Genomic DNA, 21447 nt, shown 5'->3' with positions numbered 1-21447 from the left:
GCTCAGCCCCGGCGGCGGGCCAGCACCACCGCTCCCCCGCCCGCCGCCAGCAGCGCCACCGCGCCGCCCATGAGGTACGGGGTCGTCGAGCCGCCGCCGGTCCGTGCCAGGTCGGCCCGGGCGGGCGCGCCCTGGGCCTTGACGTCACCGGCCTCGACATCACCGGCCGGGGCGGCGCTCGGCTCGGCGGCCTCCTCCTGCCCCTGGTCCCGCGCCTCGCCCGGCCCCTGCTCCTCGCCGGTGCCCTGCTCCTCGCCCTCTCCCTCTTCCCGCTCCCGCCCGGCGGGGGCTTCGCAGGTGGCCTTGGCCAGGGTCAGGGTGCCGGTCACCTCGGCGACGTCGAGACTCGCCGGGTTGACGGAGACGGTGAGTTCGAGGGCGGTGGCGGCTGCCGTGCGGGAGGTGGTCGCGCGCTTCGACAGGTCCAGCCGGACCTCGCCCACACCCGGCACCCGCACGTCCGTCGTGCCGCCGGTGCTGACCGACACCTTCTTGCCCAGGACCGTCACCGAGCCGAGCAGGTTGGAGACGGCGACCGGGGTCTTCCCGGCCTCGCAGGTCGCCTTGGAGGTGACCGTGCCGACCTCGATGAGGGAGAGCAGCGGAAGGCCCGGGACATGCACCTTCGCGTGGGCGAGGCGGGTGGATGCCTCGGCCCTGGTTCCGTCGACGGTCGCCTTGGCCTCGGCGACGTCCGCGCGCAGGACGCTGAAGGGCTTTCCGCCGGCGACGCCGTTCAGCTCGGCCGTCAGCGCGGTCTTCCCGGCGCTGTGCGGAGCCTGCACCTCGTTGAGGGAGACGGCGAGCGGGACGTCGACGGCCTTGTCGAGCAGGGCCACGTCGAGTTCGGTGCGCAGGACGGACGCGCTCGCCCGGCCGTGGCCGGACGTCGCGTGGGCGGTGCCCGCGCCGGCCAGGGCCGTGGGGCCCGCGGCCAGGGCCGTGACCGCGACGACGGTGGCGGCGCGCCGGGCGCGTGCGGGCAGCGGGAAGTTGTTGCCGTTCAAGGGTGGGACCCCCAGAAGAGAAATGCTTCGGGACCCCGCAAGAATTACGTACGAGGGGTGAACGGTCAGCAGGGTGACGTGAGTTCACTCCAACGTGAGTTTTCCGAGCAGGTCTTCGAATCCATCGGCACGCACGTTCTCCACAACCGCCCGCGGACCCCCGCTCTCAGCTCACCACCGCGCCGTTCAGTACCACCCGGCGCGGAGCCGCCAGCACCCGTACGTCGGCGCGCGGGTCGCTCTCGTAGACCACCAGGTCGGCCGGAGCGCCCTCGACCAGACCGGGGCGCCCGAGCCATTCACGCGCGCCCCAGGTCGTCGCGGAGAGCGCCGCCAGCGGCGGGATGCCCGCCGTCACCAGTTCCGCGACCTCCGCGGCCACCAGACCGTGCGGCAGGGTGCCGCCCGCGTCCGTGCCGACGAAGACCGGGATACCGGCGTCGTGAGCGGAGCGCACCGTGTCGTAGCGGCGGGCGTGGAGCCGGCGCATATGGGCCGACCAGCGCGGGAACTTGGACTCGCCGCCGGCGGCCAGGTCCGGGAAGGTGGCGATGTTGACCAGGGTCGGCACGATCGCCACGCCGCGTGACGCGAACAGCGGGATCAGCTCGTCGGTCAGGCCCGTCGCGTGCTCGACGCAGTCGATGCCCGACTCGACCAGATCGCGCAGCGAGCTCTCGGCGAAGCAGTGCGCGGTGACCCGCGCGCCCAGGCGGTGGGCCTCCGCGATGGCGGCCTCGGCGGCCTCCCGCGGCCAGCTGGGGGCCAGGTCGCCCACCTCGCGGTCGATCCAGTCGCCGACCAGCTTGACCCAGCCGTCGCCGCGCCGGGCCTCCCGCCCGACGTAGGCGACCAGGTCGGCCGGCTCGATCTCGTGCGCGTAGCCGCGGATGTAGCGGCGGGTGCGGGCGATGTGCCGGCCCGCCCTGATGATCTTCGGGAGGTCCTCGCGGTCGTCGACCCAGCGGGTGTCCGAGGGCGAGCCGGCGTCACGGATCAGCAGGGCGCCCGCCTCGCGGTCGGTCAGCGCCTGCTTCTCGGCGACGTCCGCGTCGACGGGGCCGTGGGCGCCCAGGCCCACATGGCAGTGCGCGTCGACCAGGCCGGGCAGCGCCCAGCCCTCGACGGTCCGCACGTCGCGGGCGCCGACGGGACGGTCGTAGGAGATCCGGCCGCCGACGACCCACAGCCCGTCGCGGACATCGTCGGGCCCGGCAAGGACCCGGCCCTTCACGTGCAGCACCGAGTGATCGCTCATGCACCGCACCTTAGTGACCGGCTAGTCTCCCTTGCCCAGCTGGTCGGAGGTCTCTTCCTCGACGTCGGCCATCGCCGGGTCGAGGAGGCGGGAGAGGAAGTGACGGGTGCGCTCGTGGCTGGGGTTCGCGATGACCTCGGCCGGGGTGCCGTCCTCCACGACCACCCCGCCGTCCATGAAGACGACCCGGTCGGCGACCTCGCGGGCGAAGGTCATCTCATGGGTGACGACCATCATCGTCATGCCCTCGTCGGCGAGCATCCGCATGACCGCGAGGACGTCCCCGACCAGCTCCGGGTCGAGCGCGGAGGTCGGCTCGTCGAACAGCATCACCTCGGGGCCCATGGCCAGCGCGCGGGCGATCGCGACGCGCTGCTGCTGGCCGCCGGAGAGGGAGGCGGGGTAGGCGTCCGCCTTCTCCGACAGGCCCACCCGCTCCAGGTTCTCGGCGGCCACCTTCGCCGCCTCCGCCTTGCCGCGCCGCAGCACCCGGCGCTGCGGCAGCGTGAGGTTCTCCGTCACCGACAGGTGCGGGAAGAGGTTGAACTGCTGGAAGACCATCCCGATACGGCGGCGCACGGCGTCGATGTCGACGTCGGGGTCGGTGAGTTCGGTGCCGCCGACGAAGACCTGACCCTTGGTGGGCTCCTCCAGCAGGTTCACACAGCGCAGCAGCGTCGACTTGCCGGAGCCGGACGGGCCGATCACACAGACGACCTCACCCCGGCCGATCTCCAGGTCGATGCCGCGCAGCACCTCGTTGGTGCCGAACGACTTGTGCAGGTCTCGGACTTCGATCTCCGGTCGGCTCATTTCACGGCCTCCTGGGCCTTCGCCTCCATACGCCGCACGACGAAGCCGAGCGGGATGGTCACCAGCAGGTAGCACAGGCCGGCGACCAGGATCGGCGTGGAGTTGGCGGTGGTGCTGGCCAGGTCACGGCCGTACTTGGACAGTTCGCGCTCCTCCAGCGTCACCCCGAGGAGCAGGACCAGGGAGGAGTCCTTGAAGAGCATGATCAGCTCGTTGGTGAGCGGCGGGAGGATGATCCGGAACGCCTGCGGGATGACGACCGAGACCATCGCGCGGGCCGGCGAGAAGCCGAGCGACCGGGCCGCCTCCAGCTGTCCCTTGGGCACGGCCTGGATGCCCGCGCGGAAGGTCTCCGCCATGTACGCGGCCCCGATCAGGCCGAGCCCGAGGGCCGCCTTGCCGTAGGTGCCGCCGACGATCTCCGTGCCGGGGAACGCCAGCGGCACGGCGACACCGATGAAGACGAAGATCAGCAGGGCGGGCAGACCGCGGAAGATCTCGATGTAGACACCGGCCAGCCACCGGTACGGGCCCACCGAGGACAGCCGCATCAGCGCGATGACCAGACCGAGCACCAGGCCGAGGACGAACCCGGACACCGTGTACAGCACGGTGTTCTTCAGCGCGAGCGTGATGACGTCCGGGAACATCTGTCGCGCGATGTCCCACTGGGCGAACTGGTTCTTCAGCCGGCCCCAGTCCGCGGTGACCGCGAAGACGATCACGGCGGCGACGAAGACGACGTACTGCGCGCCGCGCGAGAGGCTGCGCTTCTGCCGGCGGGTCAGGCCCTTCTTCTTCGGTTGGAGTCGTACGTCGGTATCGGCCATGGGTCAGGAGGCCGAGGCGACGGCGGACGGGGAGGCGGCCGACTCGTCGTACGGGCCGATCCACTTCTCGTACAGCTTCTTGTAGGTGCCGTCGGCCTTGGCGTCCGCCAGTGCCTTGTTGATCGCGGCGACCAGCTTCGTGTTGCCCTTCTTCACCGTGAAGCCGTACTGCTCACCGGTGTTGAGGTTGTCGACGACCTTGAAGGCGTCGGCGTTGGCCTTGTCCTTCAGCCAGCCCTGGACGACCGGGAAGTCGATGATGACGGCCTTGACCTGGCCGGTGCGCAGACCGTTCAGGACGGCGTCGGAGGACTCGAAGGAGACCGGGTCGAAGCCCTGCTTCTTGGCGTAGTCCTCGCCGGTGGTCTGCGCCTGGGCGCCGAGCTTGACGCCCTTGGCCTTCACGTCGGCGAGCGAGGTGACGCCCGCGCCCTTGTCGACCAGGACGGCCTGGGTGGCCTCGAAGTAGGGGTCGGAGAAGTCGACGTTCTTCTTGCGCTCGTCGGTGATGGTCATGCCGGCCGCGGCCAGGTCGCACTCGCCGGAGTTCAGGAAGGCGCCGGTCTTGAAGTTCTCGAACGGCGTGTCGAGGATCTCCTGCTTCACGCCCAGGTTCTTGGCGGCCAGGTCGATCAGGGCCACGTCGAAGCCCTGCACCTTGCCGTCGATCTCCGACTGGAAGGGCGGGTAGGGCAGGTGGGTGCAGGTGGTGAGCTGGCCCGCCTTGACGAGCTCGACCCCGCCGGCGGCGGTCTTGGAGCCGCTGCCGCCGTCATCGGTGGAGGTGCAGGCGGCGACGAGCATCAGCCCGGCCGTCACGGTGGTGGCGGCCAGGACGCGGGTGCGGCGGCCGGGGAGGGTGTTCACGGCGGGCCTTCCTGTAAGGGAACTGTGGGTTCCGATTATAAGGAGAAGTTTGAGGCTCTCAAATCAAACCGATGGTCTCCTGGGCGTGCGGCCTGCGAAGTCACCGGTGGGGAGGGCGGGAAGGGTGGGGTACGTGACGGTTAGTCTCGTCACCTCTACCCCGTGAGTGAAGAGAGCACCGCCGTGACACACCCGTTCCTGGACCTCGCCCCGCTGACCGCCGCACATTTCGCCTCGATCGAGGACCGCGTGGCGCGGCTGCTGGACACCCGGCAGGACGTCGTGATCATGCAGGGCGAGGCGCTGCTGCCGCTGGAGGGCGCGATCCGCGGTACGGCGGGTCCGGGCACGACCGCGCTGAACGTGATCACCGGCCCCTACGGGCAGACCTTCGGGGACTGGCTGCGGGACTGCGGCGCGACGGTGATCGATCTGGCGGTGCCCTTCCACACGGCGGTGACGGCCGCGCAGATCCGCGAGGCGTTCGCGGAGCACCCCGGGATCGACTTCGTGTCGCTGGTGCACGCCGAGGCGGCGACCGGCAACACCAACCCGGTCGCGGAGATCGGCGAGGTGGTGCGGGAGCACGGCGCGCTGTTCTACCTGGACGCGGTCGCCTCGATCGGCGCCGAGCCGGTGCTGCCGGACGCGTGGGGCGTGGACCTGTGCGTGATCGGCGCCCAGAAGGCGATGGGCGGTCCGGCGGGCGTCTCGGCGGTGTCGGTGAGCGAGCGGGCCTGGGCCCGGATGGCCGCGAACCCGAAGGCGCCGCGCCGGTCGTACCTGTCCCTGCTCGACTGGAAGGAGCGGTGGGTGGACGGCGGCCGCAAGGCGCTGCTGCACGCGCCGGCGCAGCTGGAGATGCTGGCGCTGGAGGCGTGCGTCGAGCGGATCGAGGCGGAGCGGCCGGAGACGGTGATGGCCCGGCACGCGTCGGCCGCGGCGGCGACGCGCGCGGGTGCGCTCGCGCTGGGCGGCGGGCTGGAGCCGTACGTGCGGGACGCGGCGGAGGCGGCGCCCGTCGCCACGACGCTGCGGACGCCGTCGGGTGTGGTGGCGTCGGAGCTGGTGGCCCGGGCTCTGGCGAGCGATTCCACGCTGCCGCTGGCCGCGGGCGGGGGCGCGCTGGCCAAGGAGATGATCCGGGTCAACCACTACGGGGGCGACGCGACCGTCGGCGTGGTGCAGGGGTGCCTGGCGGCGCTGGGCGCGGCACTGGCGGAGAACGGGCTGCACGTGGACCTCGAAGCGGCCCGGCGGGCCGTGGAGGACGCCTGGCGGTAGGCGGCACCGGGCCAGCGTCGGATGCCGCCCGTGGGCCGCCTGGCGGTAAGCGGCACCGGTCCGGCGTCGGATGCCGTCCCGCGACGTGTCTCCGGGGCGGGCGCCGTCCCGACGGGTGCCATCAGGTCGCCGCCGGCCGGACCCGAGGAACCGCACCCGCCCGGTCGGGCGCCGTCCCGTGGGCGCCGTCCCGACGGCTGTCGTCGGGTCGCCGCCGGGCGGACCCGAGGGAACGACACCGGCCGCCGGTGCCGCCTGACAAGCTGTCAGGCATGGCTACCGACACTCCCCTGCGACTCCCCGACGGCCGCGCCGTCCCGCTGCTGACCGGTGACGAACTCCCCATGCTGGAGAGCTGGCTGGAGTTCCACCGGGCCACGCTCGAGCTGAAGTGCGCGGAACTGGACGACGAGCAGCTGCGGCAACCGGCCGCCGAGCCGTCCGAGTTGACCCTGCTCGGCCTCGTCCAGCATCTCGCCGAGGTCGAACGCAACTGGTTCCAGCGGGCGTTCGCGGGGCTCGACGTGCCGCCCGTGTTCGAGGAGGGGACCGGGTACGCCCTCACCGCCGGTCGCGGCCTCGACGAGGCGCTGGGCGCCTGGCGGCGGGAGATCGCGCGCGGGCGTGAGCTGATCGCCGGGCGCCCCCTGGACGCCACGGGACGGATCCCCGCCGGGCCGATGGCCGGGCTCGAGGTCAGCCTGCGCTGGGTGCTGATCCACCTGATCGAGGAGTACGCCCGGCACAACGGCCACGCGGACATTCTCCGGGAGCGTATCGACGGGGTTACCGGAACCTGAATTCAAGGTAATTGGCGAAGCAATGTCGAGCCTCTTATCCGCCTCTTATCCTCGACCTTTCCCGCTTTCTTCTCCGCGATAGCTTTCCTGAGTTCTTCTGCCCGGATTCCCCCTACCTAAACAAGGTGGGTTTCGGGCAGGTTTCAAGTGCGTGACGCATTGCACAAGCTAGGCGATATGCCCTATTCGCACGGTACAAAAAGGGACGAAACGGCAACCTGTCCCATCGGCATCACGGAATCACCACGGCCTCTCCATGCGTTTTTGAATTTCCCTGGGTAAGTTCAATCCGCATGACTGCCGTACAAGCAGACCTACGTATCGAACGCCCGTCGGTGGAAGACGGCGCAGCGCTCTGGCGTATCGCGAAGGATTCCGGAACGCTCGACCTCAACTCGTCCTACGCCTATCTGCTGTGGTGCCGCGACTTCGCCGCCACCTCGGCGGTGGCCCGCGCGGAGGGCGGCGAACCGGTCGGGTTCGTCACCGGGTACGTACGGCCGGAGGACCCGCACACCCTGCTGGTCTGGCAGGTGGCCGTCGACGCCGCGCAGCGTGGTCGCGGCCTCGCCGCCGCACTGCTGGACGGGCTGACCGCGCGGGTCGCGGCCGAACGCCCGCTGACCGCCGTGGAGACCACGATCGCGCCGGGCAACACCGCCTCCGAGCGGCTGTTCACCTCGTACGCCGAACGGCACGGGGCGACCGTCACCCGCGAGGTGCTGTTCGACACCGGACTGTTCCCCGACGGCCCGCACGACCCCGAGGTCCTGTACCGGATCGGCCCGCTCGCTTTCTGATCCGCCCTCCCCGCCCCGCCTTTGCCCGTCCTCCTTCCGACCCCACCCCGAGGAGCGTTTCGTCGTGACCATCACCCAGCCCGACCTCAGCGTGTTCGAGACCCTCGAGTCCGAGGTACGCAGCTACTGCCGCGGCTGGCCCGCCGTCTTCGACCGCGCGCAGGGCAGCCGAATGTACGACGAGGACGGGCACCGCTACCTGGACTTCTTCGCCGGCGCCGGGTCCCTCAACTACGGCCACAACAACCCCGTGCTGAAACGGGCGCTGGTCGACTACCTGATGCGGGACGGCGTCACGCACGGCCTGGACATGTCGACCGTGGCCAAGCGGAGCTTCCTCCAGACCTTCCAGGATCTGGTGCTGCGGCCGCGCGACCTGCCCTACAAGGTGATGTTCCCGGGCCCGACCGGTACCAACGCCGTGGAGTCGGCCCTGAAGCTGGCGCGCAAGGTGAAGGGCCGCGAGGCCATCGTGTCGTTCACCAACGCCTTCCACGGGATGTCCCTCGGGTCGCTCGCCGTGACCGGCAACGCCTTCAAGCGGGCCGGGGCCGGGGTCCCGCTGGTACACGGCACACCGATGCCGTTCGACAACTACTTCGAGGGCCAGGTCCCCGACTTCCTGTGGTTCGAGCGGCTGCTCGAGGACCAGGGGTCCGGCCTCAACAAGCCCGCGGCCGTGATCGTGGAGACCGTGCAGGGCGAGGGCGGCATCAACGTCGCGCGTCCGGAGTGGCTGCGGGCGCTCAAGGCGCTGTGCGAGCGCCAGGACATGCTGCTGATCGTCGACGACATCCAGATGGGATGCGGACGCACCGGGGCCTTCTTCTCCTTCGAGGAGGCCGGGATCGTCCCCGACATCGTGACCGTCTCCAAGTCGATCAGCGGCTACGGACTGCCCATGTCGCTCTGCCTGTTCAAGCCGGAGCTCGACGTGTGGGAGCCGGGTGAGCACAACGGCACCTTCCGCGGCAACAACCCGGCCTTCGTCACCGCCACCGCCGCCCTGGAGACGTACTGGGCGGACGGGTCCGCGATGGAGAAGCAGACCCTGGCGCGTGGCGAGCAGATCGAGCAGGGGCTCATCTCGATCACCGAGGAGAACCTCGCCGACGTCAAGGAGTACCGGGGCCGCGGCCTGGTGTGGGGCCTGGAGTTCCACGAGAAGGCGCGCGCCGGGCGGGTCGCCAAGCGGGCCTTCGAACTCGGGCTGCTGATCGAGACGTCCGGCCCGGAGAGCGAGGTCGTCAAACTGCTGCCGGCCCTGACCATCACCCCCGAGGAACTGGACGAGGGCCTCAGTGTCGTCGCCCGCGCCGTACGGGAGACCGTCTGACGCCCTCGGACCCCGTATCCCCTACCTAGGAGGCATCGCACCACCGTGATCGTCCGTTCGTTCAAGGACATCGAAGGCACCGACCGGCATGTGCGGGCGGCGTCCGGCACCTGGGAGAGCAAGCGCATCGTGCTCGCTCAGGAACGGGTCGGGTTCTCGCTGCACGAAACGATTCTGTACGCGGGTACCGAGACGTCGATGTGGTACGCGAACCACATCGAGGCCGTCGTCTGCGTCGAGGGCGCGGCCGAACTGACCGACCACGAGACCGGGCGGACGCACAGCATCACGCCCGGCACCATGTACCTCCTCGACGGGCACGAGCGGCACACGCTGCGCGTCAAGGAGGACTTCCGCTGCATCTGCGTGTTCAACCCGCCCGTCACGGGACGGGAGGACCACGACGAGAACGGCGTCTACCCCCTGCTGACCGAGCCCGAGGAGGTGTAAGCATCGTGACCACCCTCACCGATCTCTACCCCACCCGTGGCACCACCGAGGTGTCCGTCCCCCGCAAGGACCCCGTCGTCTGGGGCTCCCCCGACGCGCCGGGCCCGATCCCCGCGGCCGACCTCCAGGCGTACGAGCGCGACGGCTTCCTCGCCGTCGACCGGCTGATCGGTGACGACGAGGTGGCCGTCTACCGGCGGGAGCTGGAGCGGCTGGTCGCCGACCCGGAGATCCGGGCGGACGGACGGTCGATCGTGGAGCCGAAGTCCAAGGAGATCCGCTCCGTCTTCGAGGTGCACAAGCTCAGTCAGGTGTTCGCCGCGCTCGTCCGCGACGAGCGGGTCGTGGGGCGGGCCCGGCAGATCCTGGGCTCGGACGTCTACGTCCACCAGTCGCGGATCAACGTCAAGCCGGGCTTCGGGGCCGGGGGCTTCTACTGGCACTCCGACTTCGAGACCTGGCACGCCGAGGACGGTCTGCCGAACATGCGGACGGTGTCCGTGTCGATCGCGCTGACCGAGAACCTCGACACCAACGGCGGGCTCATGATCATGCCCGGCTCGCACCGGACGTTCCTCGGCTGCGCCGGGGCGACGCCCGAGGACAACTACAAGAAGTCGCTCCAGATGCAGGACGCGGGCACGCCGTCGGACGAGGCGCTGACCGCGATGGCCGGCGACTACGGCATCAAGCTGTTCACGGGCAAGGCCGGTTCGGCGACCTGGTTCGACTGCAACTGCATGCACGGCTCCGGCGACAACATCACGCCGTTCCCGCGCAGCAACGTGTTCATCGTGTTCAACAGCGTGGAGAACACGGCCGTGGAGCCGTTCGCGGCGCCGGTCCGCCGGCCGGAGTACATCGGCGCGCGGGACTTCACGCCGGTGCGCTGAACCGCCTTCCCTCCCGCCGCACGCTGCTCGTGGGCACCGGTCCAGGACGCCCTCACCCGCTCCGGGTGAGGGCGTCCTGGCCTGTCGGGCGCCGGGATCCTCAGGCGGACATCCTCAGGCGGACAGGGCGTCGAGCAGACGGTCGACGTCGGCGGCCGTGTTGAACAGGTGGAAGGAGGCGCGCAGGTTGCCCGAACGGTCGGATACCTGAATGCCGGCGGCGTCCAACTCGGGCTGCCGGAAGCCGAGTCCGGGCACCGAGACGATCGCGGAACCGGGCGCGGCGACCGGACGGTGACCGAGCCCGGCGAGTCCGGCGCGGAAGCGGTCCGCGAGGGCGAGGTCGTGGGCGCCGATCGCCGCCACGCCGAGTTCCTCCACGAGTTCGAGGGAGCGGCGCAGTCCGGCGTAGGTGAACAGGGCGTGCGTCAGGTCGAACCGCCGGGCGGAGCGGGAGAGTTCGGCCACCGGGCCGTAACAGCTGTCCCAGGGCCGCTCGCCGGCCACCCAGCCCGCGAGGACCGGTGACAGTCCGCCGAAGTCCTCCGGGACCACCAGGAAGGCCGCGCCGTGCGGGCCGAGCAGCCACTTGAAGGAGACGGCGGCGGAGAAGTCGTGGGCGTCGGCGTCCGTCGCGAGCCAGCCGGCGGACTGCGAGAAGTCGACGTAGGTGCGGGCGCCGTGCGTCCGGGCCGCCTCGCGCAGGGCGGTCAGGTCGGCGATCCGGCCGTCGGCGGACTGGGCGGCGCTGACCGCGACGAGCGCCGTGCCGGGGCGGACGGACTCGGCGATCCGCTCCAGCGGGACGGCGCGGACCTTGAGGTCCCCGCGGACGTGGAACGGGTTGAGCACGGAGGTGAAGTCGTCCTCGGCGGTGAGCACCTCCGCACCCGCGGGCAGCGAGGCGGCGATCACGCCGGTGTGCGCGGCGACCGAGGCGCCCAGCGCCACCCGGGTGACCGGGACGCCGGCCAGCCGGGCGTACGCGGCCCGGCAGGCCTCCACGTCCTCGTGCAGCGGTGTCAGCGGCCGGCCCTCGGCGCGCAGCACCGCCGCTTCGTGCAGGGCGGTGACGGTACGGGCGGGCAGCAGGCCGTTGCTCGCCGTGTTCAGGTATGTGGTCTTCGGGGTGAACTCGGCGCGGACGAGGCTCTCGAAGGTCTCCATGGGTCCACTGTGGGACCCCGGGAACCCCTCGTCCATTGCCGGTTTTTACGTGATTCCGCTAAGTACCGCTTATGGATCGGTCCTCACCTGCGGTTTCTCAGTGCTGCGGCACCGCGCACCCGTCCGGACCGCAGGCCTGCGCGCCGCCGTCGTCGATCAGCTTCAGCGGGGACCGGTCGCCCCAGGCCTGGGTGAGCGCCTGCGTGAAGACCTCGGCGGGCTGGGCCCCGGAGACGCCGTAGGCGCGGTCCAGGACGAAGAAGGGGACGCCGTTCGCACCGAGCTGGGCGGCCTCGCGCTCGTCGGCCCGGACCTCCTCGGCGTAGCGGGCGGGGTCGGCGAGGACCTCGCGGGCGGCCCCGGCGTCGAGACCCGCCTCGGCGGCCAGTTCCACGAGCCGCTCGTCGCCCTCGGAGAAGACGGACCGCTCCTCGGCGAAGTTCGCCCGGTAGAGGATCTGGATCAGCTCGTCCTGCCGGCCGTGCTCCTTGGCGAAGTGCAGCAGGCGGTGCATGTCGAAGGTGTTGCCGTGGTCGCGGTCCGTGGTGCGGTAGTCGAGACCCTCGGCGGCCGCCTGGGCGCCCAGGTTCTCCTCGCCGGACCGTGCCTGCGCCTCGCTCATCCCGTACTTCTTGGTGAGCATGGCCAGCACGGGCTGGACGTCGCCCTTGGCGCGGCCCGGGTCGAGTTCGAAGGAACGGTGCACCACCTCGACCTGGTCACGGTGCGGGAAGGCCGCGAGCGCCTTCTCGAAGCGGGCCTTGCCCACGTAGCACCAGGGGCAGGCGATGTCGCTCCAGATCTCGACGCGCATGGTCTCGGCTCTCTCCCGTTCGTGCGCTGGTCCGGCGCTCCCCGGCGGGAGCTCGGCACGGAGGTTCCCTCCGCCGAGTGCATGAACGTTCAAGCAGGGCGTTTCATTCCCCGGTCACCGCGTACCGCAGCCAGAGGTGGTGATCGCCCTCGCCGGGCGGGTTCTCCGGGTCCGGGCTCCAGCCCTGCCGGGCGTAGAAGGCCTGGGCCCGCCGGTTGTCGGCATGCACGTCGAGCACGGCCGTGCGCCGTCCGTCCGCCCGCCACTGCTCGACGCAGGCCGTGTGCAGGGCCGTACCGATCCCGGCCCGCCAGTGGTCGGGGTCGACGTGGAACTGGAACAGCTTGACCGTGTGCGCGGGCGCGCCCTCCGGGGTGCGGAAGGAGGCGAGGCCGACGAGCCGTCCCCGCTCGACGACGCACAGCACATGGCCGTCGGGCCGCCCGATGGCCGTGCGCCAGGCGGCGAGCCAGTCGGTGCCGTCCTGCGGGGCCCCGTCCGGGTAGTAGGTCGCCCGGGCCCGCGCGTGCAGGGCGACGACGCTCTCCGCCTCGGCGGGTACGGCGGTCCGGATCACCCGGTGTCCCATGACTCGATCTCCGATCATGCAGGAGAGGACGAACCGGCCCTCCCCCCGGTTCCGACCGGGCCGGGTCTAGCTTCCGTCCCGCAGGTCGTCCGGCCAGTCGGTCCTGAACTCGAGGTGGTCGTACGTCACGACGCACCCCTCGCCCATCGGCGACTGCGTCATGAAGCCGACCAGGGCGGCGCCGGTCTCCTTCTCCTCGCCCAGGGTGAACAGGCGGACGAAGGTCCACCGTCTGCCGTCCCGGGAGGCGTGGAAGGCGAAGGCGCGGCCGGTCCTGCTCACCCGGAGCCAGACCGAACTCCCCTCCACGGTGAAGGAGTTGGCGTCGTCGGAGTGTCCCCGGGTGACCACCGTGCAGACGGTGGCCACGTCCGGGGAGTACTCCAGACACAGTTTGGCCCAGGCCCGCTCGCCGACCTGGACGTACAACGCCCCCGCGTCGAAGGCCCAGTTGAACCCGACGGTGACGCGTGCGATGAGCTGGAAGTCCCCCTCCGGCGCTCCCAGCAGCCGGGGTGCGTCGGCCGCGGGCTCCACCCCGTCCCCGGTGGGCGGCACGAACCGGTCCTGCCGGGCCCCGGCCCACCCGGTGAGCACCCCGTGCTCATGGGACCAGTGCCCGTCGGGCCCGTACGTACGGAGGGGGAAGGGCAGTTCGGGAAGCGAGACGTCCATGACCTCATCACATCATCTCGGGTGGGCCGAGTCCCCGAGACCCCGGCGAACCCGTGCGCGGAGCATCCGTGCGCGGGGCATCCGTGCGTGGGGCACCCGTGCGGGGGGCACCGGGACGAACAGCGGCCCGGACGCGTCCCGAGCCGCGCCCGAGCCGGGCGTCACCGCTCCAGACGCCCGTTGAACCGGCGCGGCAGCCCCAGTTCGTTGTCGTCCCGCAGCTCCACGGGCAGCAGCGCCGCGGGAGCGTTCTGGTAGGCGACCGGCCGCAGCCAGCGCTCGATGGCGGTCCCGCCGACCGACGTGGACGTCGAGGTGGTGGCCGGGTAGGGCCCGCCGTGATGCTGGGCGGGGGCGACGGCGACACCGGTGGGCCAGCCGTTCACCAGCACACGGCCGGCCAGCGGGGTCAGCTCGGCGAGGATCTCCCCGCCCCGGCCCTCGCCCGCGGCCTCCCGCTCGGACAGCTGGACGGTCGCCGTGAGGTTGCCGGGCAGACGCGACAGCACCGCCTTGACCTCGCCCTCGTCGTCGTAGCGGACCACGACGGTGACCGGCCCGAAGCACTCCTCGAGCAGCAGGTCGTGCGCGCCCTCGGCGGTCAGCCGGGAGGCCGGCACGGTGAGGAAGCCCGCGCTGACGGTGTGCTCGCCGCCCGCGCCGGGCGTCACCGGCGACTCCACGTCGGGCAGCTCGGCCCGCTCGGCGACCCCGGCGATGAAGTTGTCGCGCATCCGGTGGTCGAGCAGCACGCCCGCGTCGGTGTCGCTCACCGCGTCCGTGAGGGACTTGACCAGTCCGTCGCCGGCCGCGCCGGACGGCACCAGCACCAGACCCGGCTTCACGCAGAACTGGCCGACGCCCAGCGTCATGGACCCGGCGAGGCCGGTGCCGATGGCCTCGGCCCGCTCGGCGGCGGCGGCCTCGGTCACCACGACCGGGTTCAGCGACCCCAGCTCGCCGTGGAACGGGATCGGCACCGGTCGGGCGGCCGCCGCGTCGAACAGCGCGCGCCCGCCCCGGATCGACCCGGTGAAACCCGCCGCGGCGATCAGCGGATGCCGGATCAGCTCGACGCCGGCCTCGAAACCGTGCACCAGACCGAGGACACCCGCGGGGATGCCGTGGTCGGCGGCGGCGGTGCGCAGCACCTTGGCGACCAGCTCCGACAGGCCCGGGTGGTCGGGGTGCGACTTGACGACGACCGGGTTGCCCGCCGCGAGCGCGCTGGCGGTGTCACCGCCGGCGACGGAGAACGCGAAGGGGAAGTTGGACGCCGAGTACACGGCCACCACCCCGAGCGGCACCTTGTAGCGGCGCAGGTCGGGGATGGGCGGGGTGGCGGTGTCGTCGGGGTGGCTGATGACGACGTCGAGGAAGGCGCCCTCGTCGACGATGTCGGCGAACGCGCGCAGCTGGTAGCAGGTGCGGGCGAGTTCGCCGGTCAACCGGACCGGGCCGAGCGCGGTCTCCGCGTCGGCCACCTCCACGAGGGTGTCCTTGGCCGCCTGGAGCCGGTCGGCGGCCGAACGCAGGAAGGCGGAGCGGACGCCGCGGTCGGCGAGGAAGCCGCGTGCCTCATGGGCGGCGCGGACGACGGCGTCGACCTCCTGGGCCGTGGCCTCCACCGCAACCTGTTCACGCTGCTTCCCGGTTCGGGGGTCGACACTCCAGACTGGTGCTGCTGCCACCGCGGGTCCCTCCACGCTTGGTTCTGACCACGTTTGGTACTGGCTCATCCACCAGGGTCGTTCGATATACTGAACGCTGTCTCTGATGATGAATATGCTGTCGGAGCGTATTTCCCGTCGAACGAAGGGGTCAAGGGCGATGTCGGCTGGCGAGACGGGGGGCGGGGCGCAGGTCAAGTCCGCGGTGCGGACGGTTGAGCTGCTGGAATACTTCGCCGGCCGCCCCGGGATGCACTCTCTGGCGTCGGTCCAGGAGGCCGTCGGATACCCCAAGTCCAGTCTCTACATGCTGCTGCGCACGCTCGTGGAACTGGGCTGGGTGGAGACGGACGCGACGGGCACGCGGTACGGCATCGGGGTACGGGCGCTGCTCGTCGGCACGTCGTACATCGACGGCGACGAGGTGGTCGCGGCCGCCCGTCCCACCCTGGACCGGCTCTCGGACGACACCACCGAGACCATCCACCTGGCGCGGCTCGACGGCACGAACGTCGTGTACCTCGCCACCCGCCAGTCCCAGCACTACCTGCGCCCCTTCACCCGGGTCGGCCGCCGCCTCCCCGCCCACTCCACCTCCCTGGGCAAGGCGCTGCTCAGCACCTACACCGACGAGCAGGTGCGCAAGCTGCTGCCGGAGACGTTGCCGGCGCTGACCGAGCACACGATCACGGACCGCGAGAAGCTCATCGAGGAGCTCCACCAGATCCGCGAGCAGGGCTTCTCCGTGGACCGCGAGGAGAACACGCTGGGCCTGCGCTGCTTCGGCGTGGCGATCCCGTACCGCACGCCGGCCCGGGACGCGATCAGCTGCTCGGTGCCGGTGGCGAGGCTCACCCCCGCGCACGAGCAACTGGTGAAGGACGCGCTGTTCGACGCACGCGACCGGCTCACCCTGGCCACCCGTAGGCTCTGAGGCATGCTGATCAGCCTGCGCCAGGTCCACGACAGTGATCTGCCGGTGTTCTTCCGGCAGATGAACGACCCCGAGTCGCTGCGGATGGCCGCGTTCACCGCGAAGGACCCCACGGACCGGGACGCCTTCGACGCGCAGTGGGAGCGGATCCGCGCCTCGTCCGCCGTGCCGCGCACGATCCTGGCCGACGGGGACGTCGTGGGCAGCGCGGCGGTGTACGGGGAGCCGGGCGAGCGCGAGGTGACGTACTGGGTGGACCGCGCCTACTGGGGCCGGGGCATCGCCACCGAGGCACTGCGGGCGCTGGTGTCCGAGGTGGTCGAGCGTCCGCTGTTCGCGCGGGCGGCGGCCGACAACGCCGGTTCGCTGCGCGTCCTGGAGAAGTGCGGCTTCCGTCCCACCGCCCGGGCCACCGGCTTCGCGAACGCGCGGGGCGCGGAGATCGAGGAGATCGTGCTGCGGCTGGAGGCCTGACCCGAACGCGTCAGATGAACGGTCGATGAGAAAACGGGCGGAAGGGAACGACCGCCTCCGTCTCGTTCGTCCTTCTGTTCGCAATGAACAAGACGATCAGACGCGCCTCGGTCTTCGCCCTGCTGCTGGTGTTCGCCCTGTTGCTCCGGGCGACCTGGGTGCAGTTCTACGAGGGCCAGGCGCTGGCGGACGACACGGACAACCGGCGCAACGCGATCGAGACGTACGCGGAGCCGCTCGGGAACATCATCGTGGGCGGAAAGGCGATCACCGGCTCGGCCGTGACCACGGACGGCGACCTCAGATACAAGCGCACGTACACGGACGGCGAGCTGTACGCGGCGGTGACGGGCTACGCCTCGCAGAGCTACGCCCCCACGCAGCTGGAGGGCATCTACGCCGACCTGCTGAACGGCACGGACACCCGCCTGAAGACCGCGCTGGACACGGTCACCGACAAGCGGGCGGACCCGGGCAACGTGATCACCACGATCGACCCGGACGTGCAGAAGGCGGCGTACGACGCGCTCGGCGACAAGAAGGGCGCGGCGGTCGCGCTCGACCCGACGACCGGGCAGATCCTCGCGGTGGTGTCGACCCCGTCCTACGACCCGTCGACGCTGACCGACGCCAACACCGCCGGGACGGCCTGGAAGAAGCTCAACGCGGACTCCGACAAGCCGCTCACCAACCGGGCGCTGCGGCAGCCGCTGGCACCGGGCTCGACCTTCAAGCTGGTCGTGGCGGCGGCCGCGCTGGAGGACGGGCTGTACTCGTCGGTGGACGAGAAGACCGACAGCGAGGACCCGTACACCCTGCCGGGCACACGGACGGTCCTGAAGAACGAGAACACGTCCGCGCCCTGTGAGAACGCCACGATCCGGGTCGCGCTCCAGTACTCCTGCAACAACGTCTTCGCGCACATGGCCGTCGAGCTCGGGCAGGACAAGCTGAGGGCGATGGCCGAGAAGTTCGGCTTCAACGACGACAGCCAGGACGTGCCGGTGCGGGCGTACCCGAGCGTGTACCCGTCCGGCATGGACGAGTCGTCCACCGCCCTGACCGGCATCGGCCAGTTCGACGTGACCGCGACGCCGCTCCAGATGGCCATGGTGTCGGCCGCCCTGTCCAACGGCGGCGAGCTGGTCTCGCCGCACATGGTCTCGCAGATCACCGACGGCGGCGGCGACGTCCTGGCGGACTACGACGACCAGGCGTCGAGCACGCGGATCGTCAGCTCGTCCACCGCCGAGCAGCTCCGCTCGGCGATGCGGACGGTCGTCGAGAAGGGCACCGGCACGAACGCGCTCATCGACGGCGTCACCGTCGGCGGCAAGACGGGCACGGCCCAGAACGGCGAGAACAACAGCAAGGCGCCCTACGCCTGGTTCACCTCGTACGGCAAGTCCGATTCCTCCGGCAAGGAGGTCGCCGTGGCGGTCGTCGTCGAGCAGTCCGACGCCGCGCGGTCCGAGGTCAGCGGGAACGGCCTGGCCGCCCCGGTGGCCAAGGCGATGATGCAGGCGGCGCTGAAGAGCTGAGGGCGGACCGCGCGACCGGCCACAGAGGAACCGCGGGCCGGTCGCGCGGTCTCCCGCGCCGCTTCCGGGGCGTTCTAGTTCACGCCGAGGATCTGCTCGACGGGGTCGATCGCGAAGTACACCGCGAACAGCGCCGAGGCCCCCCACAGCAGCCAGTGGACCTCCTTCGCCTTGCCGAGCACCGTCTTGATGACGACGTAGGCGACGAAGCCCGCGCCGATGCCGTTGGTGATCGAGTAGGTGAACGGCATCACGGCGATGGTCAGGAACGCCGGGATCGCGATCTCGTACTTGTCCCAGTCGATGCTCTTGACCTGGGTCATCATCAGGAAGCCGACGGCGACCAGGGCGGGGGCGGCCGCCTGGAGCGGGACGATGGTGAGCAGCGGCGTCAGGAACAGCGCGAGCGCGAACAGCGATCCGGTGACCAGGTTGGAGAAGCCGGTGCGCGATCCCTCGCCGACGCCGGCGGCCGACTCGATGTAGGAGGTCGCGGAGGACGACGAGGCCGCGCCGCCCGCGACCGCCGCCGCGCCGTCGATGAGCAGCACCCGGCCGAGTCGGGGCACATCGCCGTTCTCGTCGAGCAGCCCGGCCTCCGCGCTGATGCCGACCACCGTGCCCATGGTGTCGAAGAAGTCGGACAGGATCAGGGTGAAGATCAGCAGGACGACCGTGATGACGCCGGTCTCGCCGAAGGCGCCGAACAGGCTGAAGTGACCGATGAGTCCGAAGTCGGGGGTGTCGACGATCTTGTCGGGCCACGAGGGCGTGGTCAGGCCCCAGGACTTGATGTCCGCGACCGAGTTGATGACGATCGCGAGGACCGTCATCGCCACGATGCTGATCAGGATCGCGCCCTTGACCTTGCGGGCCAGCAGACCGATCGTCAGCAGCACCCCGAGACAGAAGACGAGCACCGGCCAGCCGGAGAGGGTGCCGGTGCCGCCGAGCTGCACGGGGACGGTCGTGTTCGCGGCGTCGGGGATGCGGCTGACGAAGCCGGCGTCGACGAAGCCGATGAAGGCGATGAACAGGCCGATGCCGACGCTGATCGCCTGCTTCAGCGGTTGCGGGACGGCGTGCATGACCGCCTCGCGCAGACCGGTCACCACCAGCACACAGATCAGCAGGCCCTCGAGCACGATGAGGCCCATCGCGTCGTCCCAGCTCATCAGCGGGGCGATCTGGAAGGCGACGACCGCGTTCAGGCCGAGGCCCGCGGCGAGGGCGAGGGGCAGGTTGCCGCCGACGCCCATGACGATCGTCATCACGGCGGCCACCAGGGCGGTGGCGGTGGTGAGTTGGACGGTGTCGAGCTGGTGCCCGAACTTGTCCTTGGCGCTGCCCAGGATGATGGGATTCAGGACAAGGATGTAGGCCATGGTGAAGAACGTGGCGAAGCCGCCGCGTATCTCCCGGCCGAAGGTGGACCCTCGCTCGGAGATCCTGAAGTACCGGTCGACGCTGTTCGCCGCGGGTGGCGCGGTACCCGGCCGGTCGGCCGTGGTCTTCGTCTCGGACATGGCGGGTGCTCCTAGGTGCCTGAATGATCTGTGCGCGGATGCTGGCTGGATTGTTGCCGCGTTGAACCGTCCTCAGGTTTTCGCCGTGTTACGGAATCGGACTCCGAGGACGTTCGGCCGGCCACCTGATGTTCGAACCCCCGTACCGGACCGAGCAGTCGGTCACTGCTACGCTTCCCGATCTCGCCCCGGCCACCTCCTCGGGGCATCCCCATGTCATTCACATGACACACACAGGCACAGCAGTCGTTCCGAGAAGAGGTCACCCGTGGGCACAGTCGTCGACGACGCCGCCTCCGTGGAATTCCATGCCTTCTTCGACCGCCACTACGCCGAACTGTCCCGTCTCGCCCACCTGCTGACCGGCGAGGCGGACGCCGCCGACGATCTCGCCGCGGACGCGCTGCTCGCGCTGTGGAACCGCTGGGACCGGGTCCGCGCGGCCGACCATCCGGTGGCGTACGCCCGCGGCGTGGTCGCCAACCTCGCCCGTACCCGCATCCGCAGCGCCGTCCGGGAGCGCCGCAGGATCGCGCTGTTCTGGTCGCAGCGCGAGGAGAAGACGGAGAACCCGGACATCGCGGGCGCGGTGGACGTCCGGTCGGCGCTGCGTAGACTTCCGTTCCGCAAACGGGCCTGTGTGGTGCTGCGGCATGCCTTCGACCTCTCGGAGAAGGACACGGCGCTCGCCCTGGGGGTCTCGGTCGGTACGGTGAAGAGCCAGACCTCGAAGGGAATGGCCGAGCTCCAGAAGCTGCTCGGCGCCAAGGGAGTTCCGCTGACGATGCCTGCCATGGTGCGCACCGGCGAGGCCTCGGCCTCAGGAAGGGACCGATGACGATGCGGCGGGACGTGCACGACGATCTGCGCGCCCGGCTGCACGAGGCGGCCGAGGCACACGAACCCGACCGGGCGCACATCCTGGCCCGCGTCGAGCGCGGCATGGCGGGACAGGGACAGGGACCGCAGCGCTCGGCGCACCGGGCGAGCCGTCCGCTCCTGTGGGGCTGGACACGGATCGTGGGCGCCACGGCGGCGGTCGCGGGCATGCTCGCGGTCGGCGGTTACGCGGTGGCGTCCGCCGTGAAGGACGACACCCCCGCGCAGCAGACGGTCTCCGTCTCCTCACCGCCGGTCGAGTCCCCGGCGGCGACGAGCAGGCCGCCGCGATCGCCGAGGGCCACGCCGGGTTCCGGCGGCGCCGAGGACCGTGCGAAGCCGAGCACCTCCCCGTCGAAGAGCCCCGCGGTGACGCCCTCGGCGCCCGGGGCCACCCTGCTGCCGGCGACGAAGGACGACGAGGACGGCCCGCTGTGGTCGGACGGTTCGGTCGACCCGCACAGCAACGACTTCTGGGCGCAGAGCAACGTCACGATCAAGACGTCCGAGGCACTGACCGCGCTGACCGTGCAGCTGAAGGTCGCCCAGACCGGCGGGGTCTCGTCGGCCGGCGCCTGGCGCTCCCTGCCCGAGGACGACTTCACGTTCTCGGTGGCCGAGCGCGACGGCTTCCTGGTCTACACCTGGGTGCTCAAGGAGGGCCGTACGGTCGCCGAGGGTGAATGGGTGTTCGCCGGGCAGTACGACCACGACCGCGGCGGCCGCGACGCCAAGGACGACACCTACGCGGTCACGGGCCGGTCGGAGCAGCGGCAGGGCTCCGTGGGCGGCGACTTCGCCTCCGTCGCGGACGACGACGGAGGCGACTCCTGACCACCG

General features: G+C 70.9%; 22 protein-coding genes. 11 read left to right on the top strand and 11 right to left on the bottom strand.

Going from position 1 to position 21447, the window contains the following annotated elements; translation table 11 throughout:
• Window positions 1-2: 2 nt before the first annotated feature.
• From AOQ37_RS32700 to AOQ37_RS32680, 5 genes are all read right to left on the bottom strand, one after another.
• Entirely contained in the window at window positions 3-1007 is a 1005-nt protein-coding gene (locus tag AOQ37_RS32700; protein ID WP_062649812.1) for an SCO1860 family LAETG-anchored protein, read from the bottom strand.
• A 166-nt stretch (window positions 1008-1173) separates the two neighbouring features.
• Window positions 1174-2265: an amidohydrolase family protein gene (locus AOQ37_RS32695; protein WP_062649811.1), complete on the bottom strand. Its 1092-nt coding sequence runs from the start codon at window positions 2263-2265 to the stop codon at window positions 1174-1176.
• A 21-nt stretch (window positions 2266-2286) separates the two neighbouring features.
• Entirely contained in the window at window positions 2287-3078 is a 792-nt protein-coding gene (locus AOQ37_RS32690; protein WP_062649809.1) for an amino acid ABC transporter ATP-binding protein, read from the bottom strand.
• Window positions 3075-3908 (bottom strand): amino acid ABC transporter permease, encoded by an 834-nt coding sequence (locus tag AOQ37_RS32685; protein WP_062649807.1) that lies wholly within the window; start codon window positions 3906-3908, stop codon window positions 3075-3077. Before AOQ37_RS32685 ends, AOQ37_RS32690 begins: the two co-directional genes overlap by 4 nt.
• Before the next feature lie 3 nt (window positions 3909-3911).
• A complete protein-coding gene (locus AOQ37_RS32680) occupies window positions 3912-4775 on the bottom strand; it encodes a transporter substrate-binding domain-containing protein (protein WP_062649805.1) in 864 nt (287 codons plus the stop codon).
• 183 nt (window positions 4776-4958) lie between these two features.
• Here AOQ37_RS32680 and AOQ37_RS32675 point away from each other — a divergent pair, with 183 nt between their 5' ends.
• The 6 genes from AOQ37_RS32675 (at window position 4959) to thpD (ending at window position 10338) form a co-directional block, all read left to right on the top strand.
• On the top strand, window positions 4959-6059 hold the full coding sequence (locus tag AOQ37_RS32675) for a pyridoxal-phosphate-dependent aminotransferase family protein (protein WP_062649804.1): 1101 nt from the start codon (window positions 4959-4961) through the stop codon (window positions 6057-6059).
• Window positions 6060-6331: 272 nt separating this feature from the next.
• On the top strand, window positions 6332-6859 hold the full coding sequence (locus AOQ37_RS32670) for a DinB family protein (protein ID WP_062649802.1): 528 nt from the start codon (window positions 6332-6334) through the stop codon (window positions 6857-6859).
• Window positions 6860-7152: 293 nt separating this feature from the next.
• Window positions 7153-7659, top strand: coding sequence for a diaminobutyrate acetyltransferase (gene ectA / locus AOQ37_RS32665; protein WP_062649799.1), 507 nt, complete (start codon window positions 7153-7155; stop codon window positions 7657-7659).
• 64 nt (window positions 7660-7723) lie between these two features.
• Window positions 7724-8995, top strand: a complete 1272-nt coding sequence (gene ectB / locus AOQ37_RS32660) for a diaminobutyrate--2-oxoglutarate transaminase (RefSeq protein WP_062649797.1) — start codon at window positions 7724-7726, stop codon at window positions 8993-8995.
• A 45-nt stretch (window positions 8996-9040) separates the two neighbouring features.
• Window positions 9041-9445, top strand: coding sequence for an ectoine synthase (locus tag AOQ37_RS32655; RefSeq protein ID WP_057599305.1), 405 nt, complete (start codon window positions 9041-9043; stop codon window positions 9443-9445).
• Window positions 9446-9450: 5 nt separating this feature from the next.
• Window positions 9451-10338: an ectoine hydroxylase gene (gene thpD / locus AOQ37_RS32650; RefSeq protein ID WP_062649795.1), complete on the top strand. Its 888-nt coding sequence runs from the start codon at window positions 9451-9453 to the stop codon at window positions 10336-10338.
• 114 nt (window positions 10339-10452) lie between these two features.
• On the opposite strand, the gene AOQ37_RS32645 is transcribed toward thpD, so the two are convergent.
• The 5 genes from AOQ37_RS32645 to AOQ37_RS32625 all read right to left on the bottom strand — a co-directional run bounded on the left by AOQ37_RS32645 (window position 10453) and on the right by AOQ37_RS32625 (window position 15274).
• A complete protein-coding gene (locus AOQ37_RS32645; RefSeq protein WP_062649793.1) occupies window positions 10453-11505 on the bottom strand; it encodes an aminotransferase class V-fold PLP-dependent enzyme in 1053 nt (350 codons plus the stop codon).
• A gap of 97 nt (window positions 11506-11602) precedes the next feature.
• A complete protein-coding gene (locus tag AOQ37_RS32640) occupies window positions 11603-12319 on the bottom strand; it encodes a DsbA family oxidoreductase (RefSeq protein WP_062649791.1) in 717 nt (238 codons plus the stop codon).
• Window positions 12320-12422: 103 nt separating this feature from the next.
• Entirely contained in the window at window positions 12423-12926 is a 504-nt protein-coding gene (locus tag AOQ37_RS32635) for a GNAT family N-acetyltransferase (protein ID WP_199825116.1), read from the bottom strand.
• A 48-nt stretch (window positions 12927-12974) separates the two neighbouring features.
• Window positions 12975-13583 (bottom strand): DUF1349 domain-containing protein, encoded by a 609-nt coding sequence (locus AOQ37_RS32630; RefSeq protein ID WP_062649789.1) that lies wholly within the window; start codon window positions 13581-13583, stop codon window positions 12975-12977.
• A 161-nt stretch (window positions 13584-13744) separates the two neighbouring features.
• On the bottom strand, window positions 13745-15274 hold the full coding sequence (locus AOQ37_RS32625) for an aldehyde dehydrogenase (NADP(+)) (protein WP_078890450.1): 1530 nt from the start codon (window positions 15272-15274) through the stop codon (window positions 13745-13747).
• Between the two features lie 139 nt (window positions 15275-15413).
• Here AOQ37_RS32625 and AOQ37_RS32620 point away from each other — a divergent pair, with 139 nt between their 5' ends.
• The 3 genes from AOQ37_RS32620 to AOQ37_RS32610 all read left to right on the top strand — a co-directional run bounded on the left by AOQ37_RS32620 (window position 15414) and on the right by AOQ37_RS32610 (window position 18202).
• Window positions 15414-16187 carry an IclR family transcriptional regulator gene (locus AOQ37_RS32620; RefSeq protein WP_020130471.1) on the top strand — a complete coding sequence of 258 codons (774 nt, stop codon included), beginning with the start codon at window positions 15414-15416 and terminating at the stop codon, window positions 16185-16187.
• Between the two features lie 3 nt (window positions 16188-16190).
• A complete protein-coding gene (locus tag AOQ37_RS32615; protein WP_062649785.1) occupies window positions 16191-16661 on the top strand; it encodes a GNAT family N-acetyltransferase in 471 nt (156 codons plus the stop codon).
• Window positions 16662-16744: 83 nt separating this feature from the next.
• Window positions 16745-18202, top strand: a complete 1458-nt coding sequence (locus tag AOQ37_RS32610; RefSeq protein WP_062649783.1) for a peptidoglycan D,D-transpeptidase FtsI family protein — start codon at window positions 16745-16747, stop codon at window positions 18200-18202.
• Window positions 18203-18276: 74 nt separating this feature from the next.
• Here the strand turns inward: AOQ37_RS32610 and AOQ37_RS32605 are convergent, their stop codons facing one another.
• Window positions 18277-19728, bottom strand: coding sequence for an NCS2 family permease (locus AOQ37_RS32605; RefSeq protein WP_062649781.1), 1452 nt, complete (start codon window positions 19726-19728; stop codon window positions 18277-18279).
• A gap of 268 nt (window positions 19729-19996) precedes the next feature.
• Between AOQ37_RS32605 and AOQ37_RS32600 the strand changes: the two genes are divergently transcribed.
• Entirely contained in the window at window positions 19997-20566 is a 570-nt protein-coding gene (locus tag AOQ37_RS32600; RefSeq protein WP_062649779.1) for a SigE family RNA polymerase sigma factor, read from the top strand.
• Window positions 20563-21441, top strand: coding sequence for a hypothetical protein (locus AOQ37_RS32595; RefSeq protein ID WP_062649777.1), 879 nt, complete (start codon window positions 20563-20565; stop codon window positions 21439-21441). Before AOQ37_RS32600 ends, AOQ37_RS32595 begins: the two co-directional genes overlap by 4 nt.
• Window positions 21442-21447 lie beyond the last annotated feature (6 nt).

The sequence above is a fragment of the Streptomyces maremycinicus genome (assembly GCF_001184025.1).
Taxonomy (GTDB): Bacteria; Actinomycetota; Actinomycetes; order Streptomycetales; family Streptomycetaceae; genus Streptomyces; species Streptomyces maremycinicus.
Note: the sequence above shows the minus strand (reverse complement) of the source record. Positions and strands in the feature narration are given on the sequence as shown.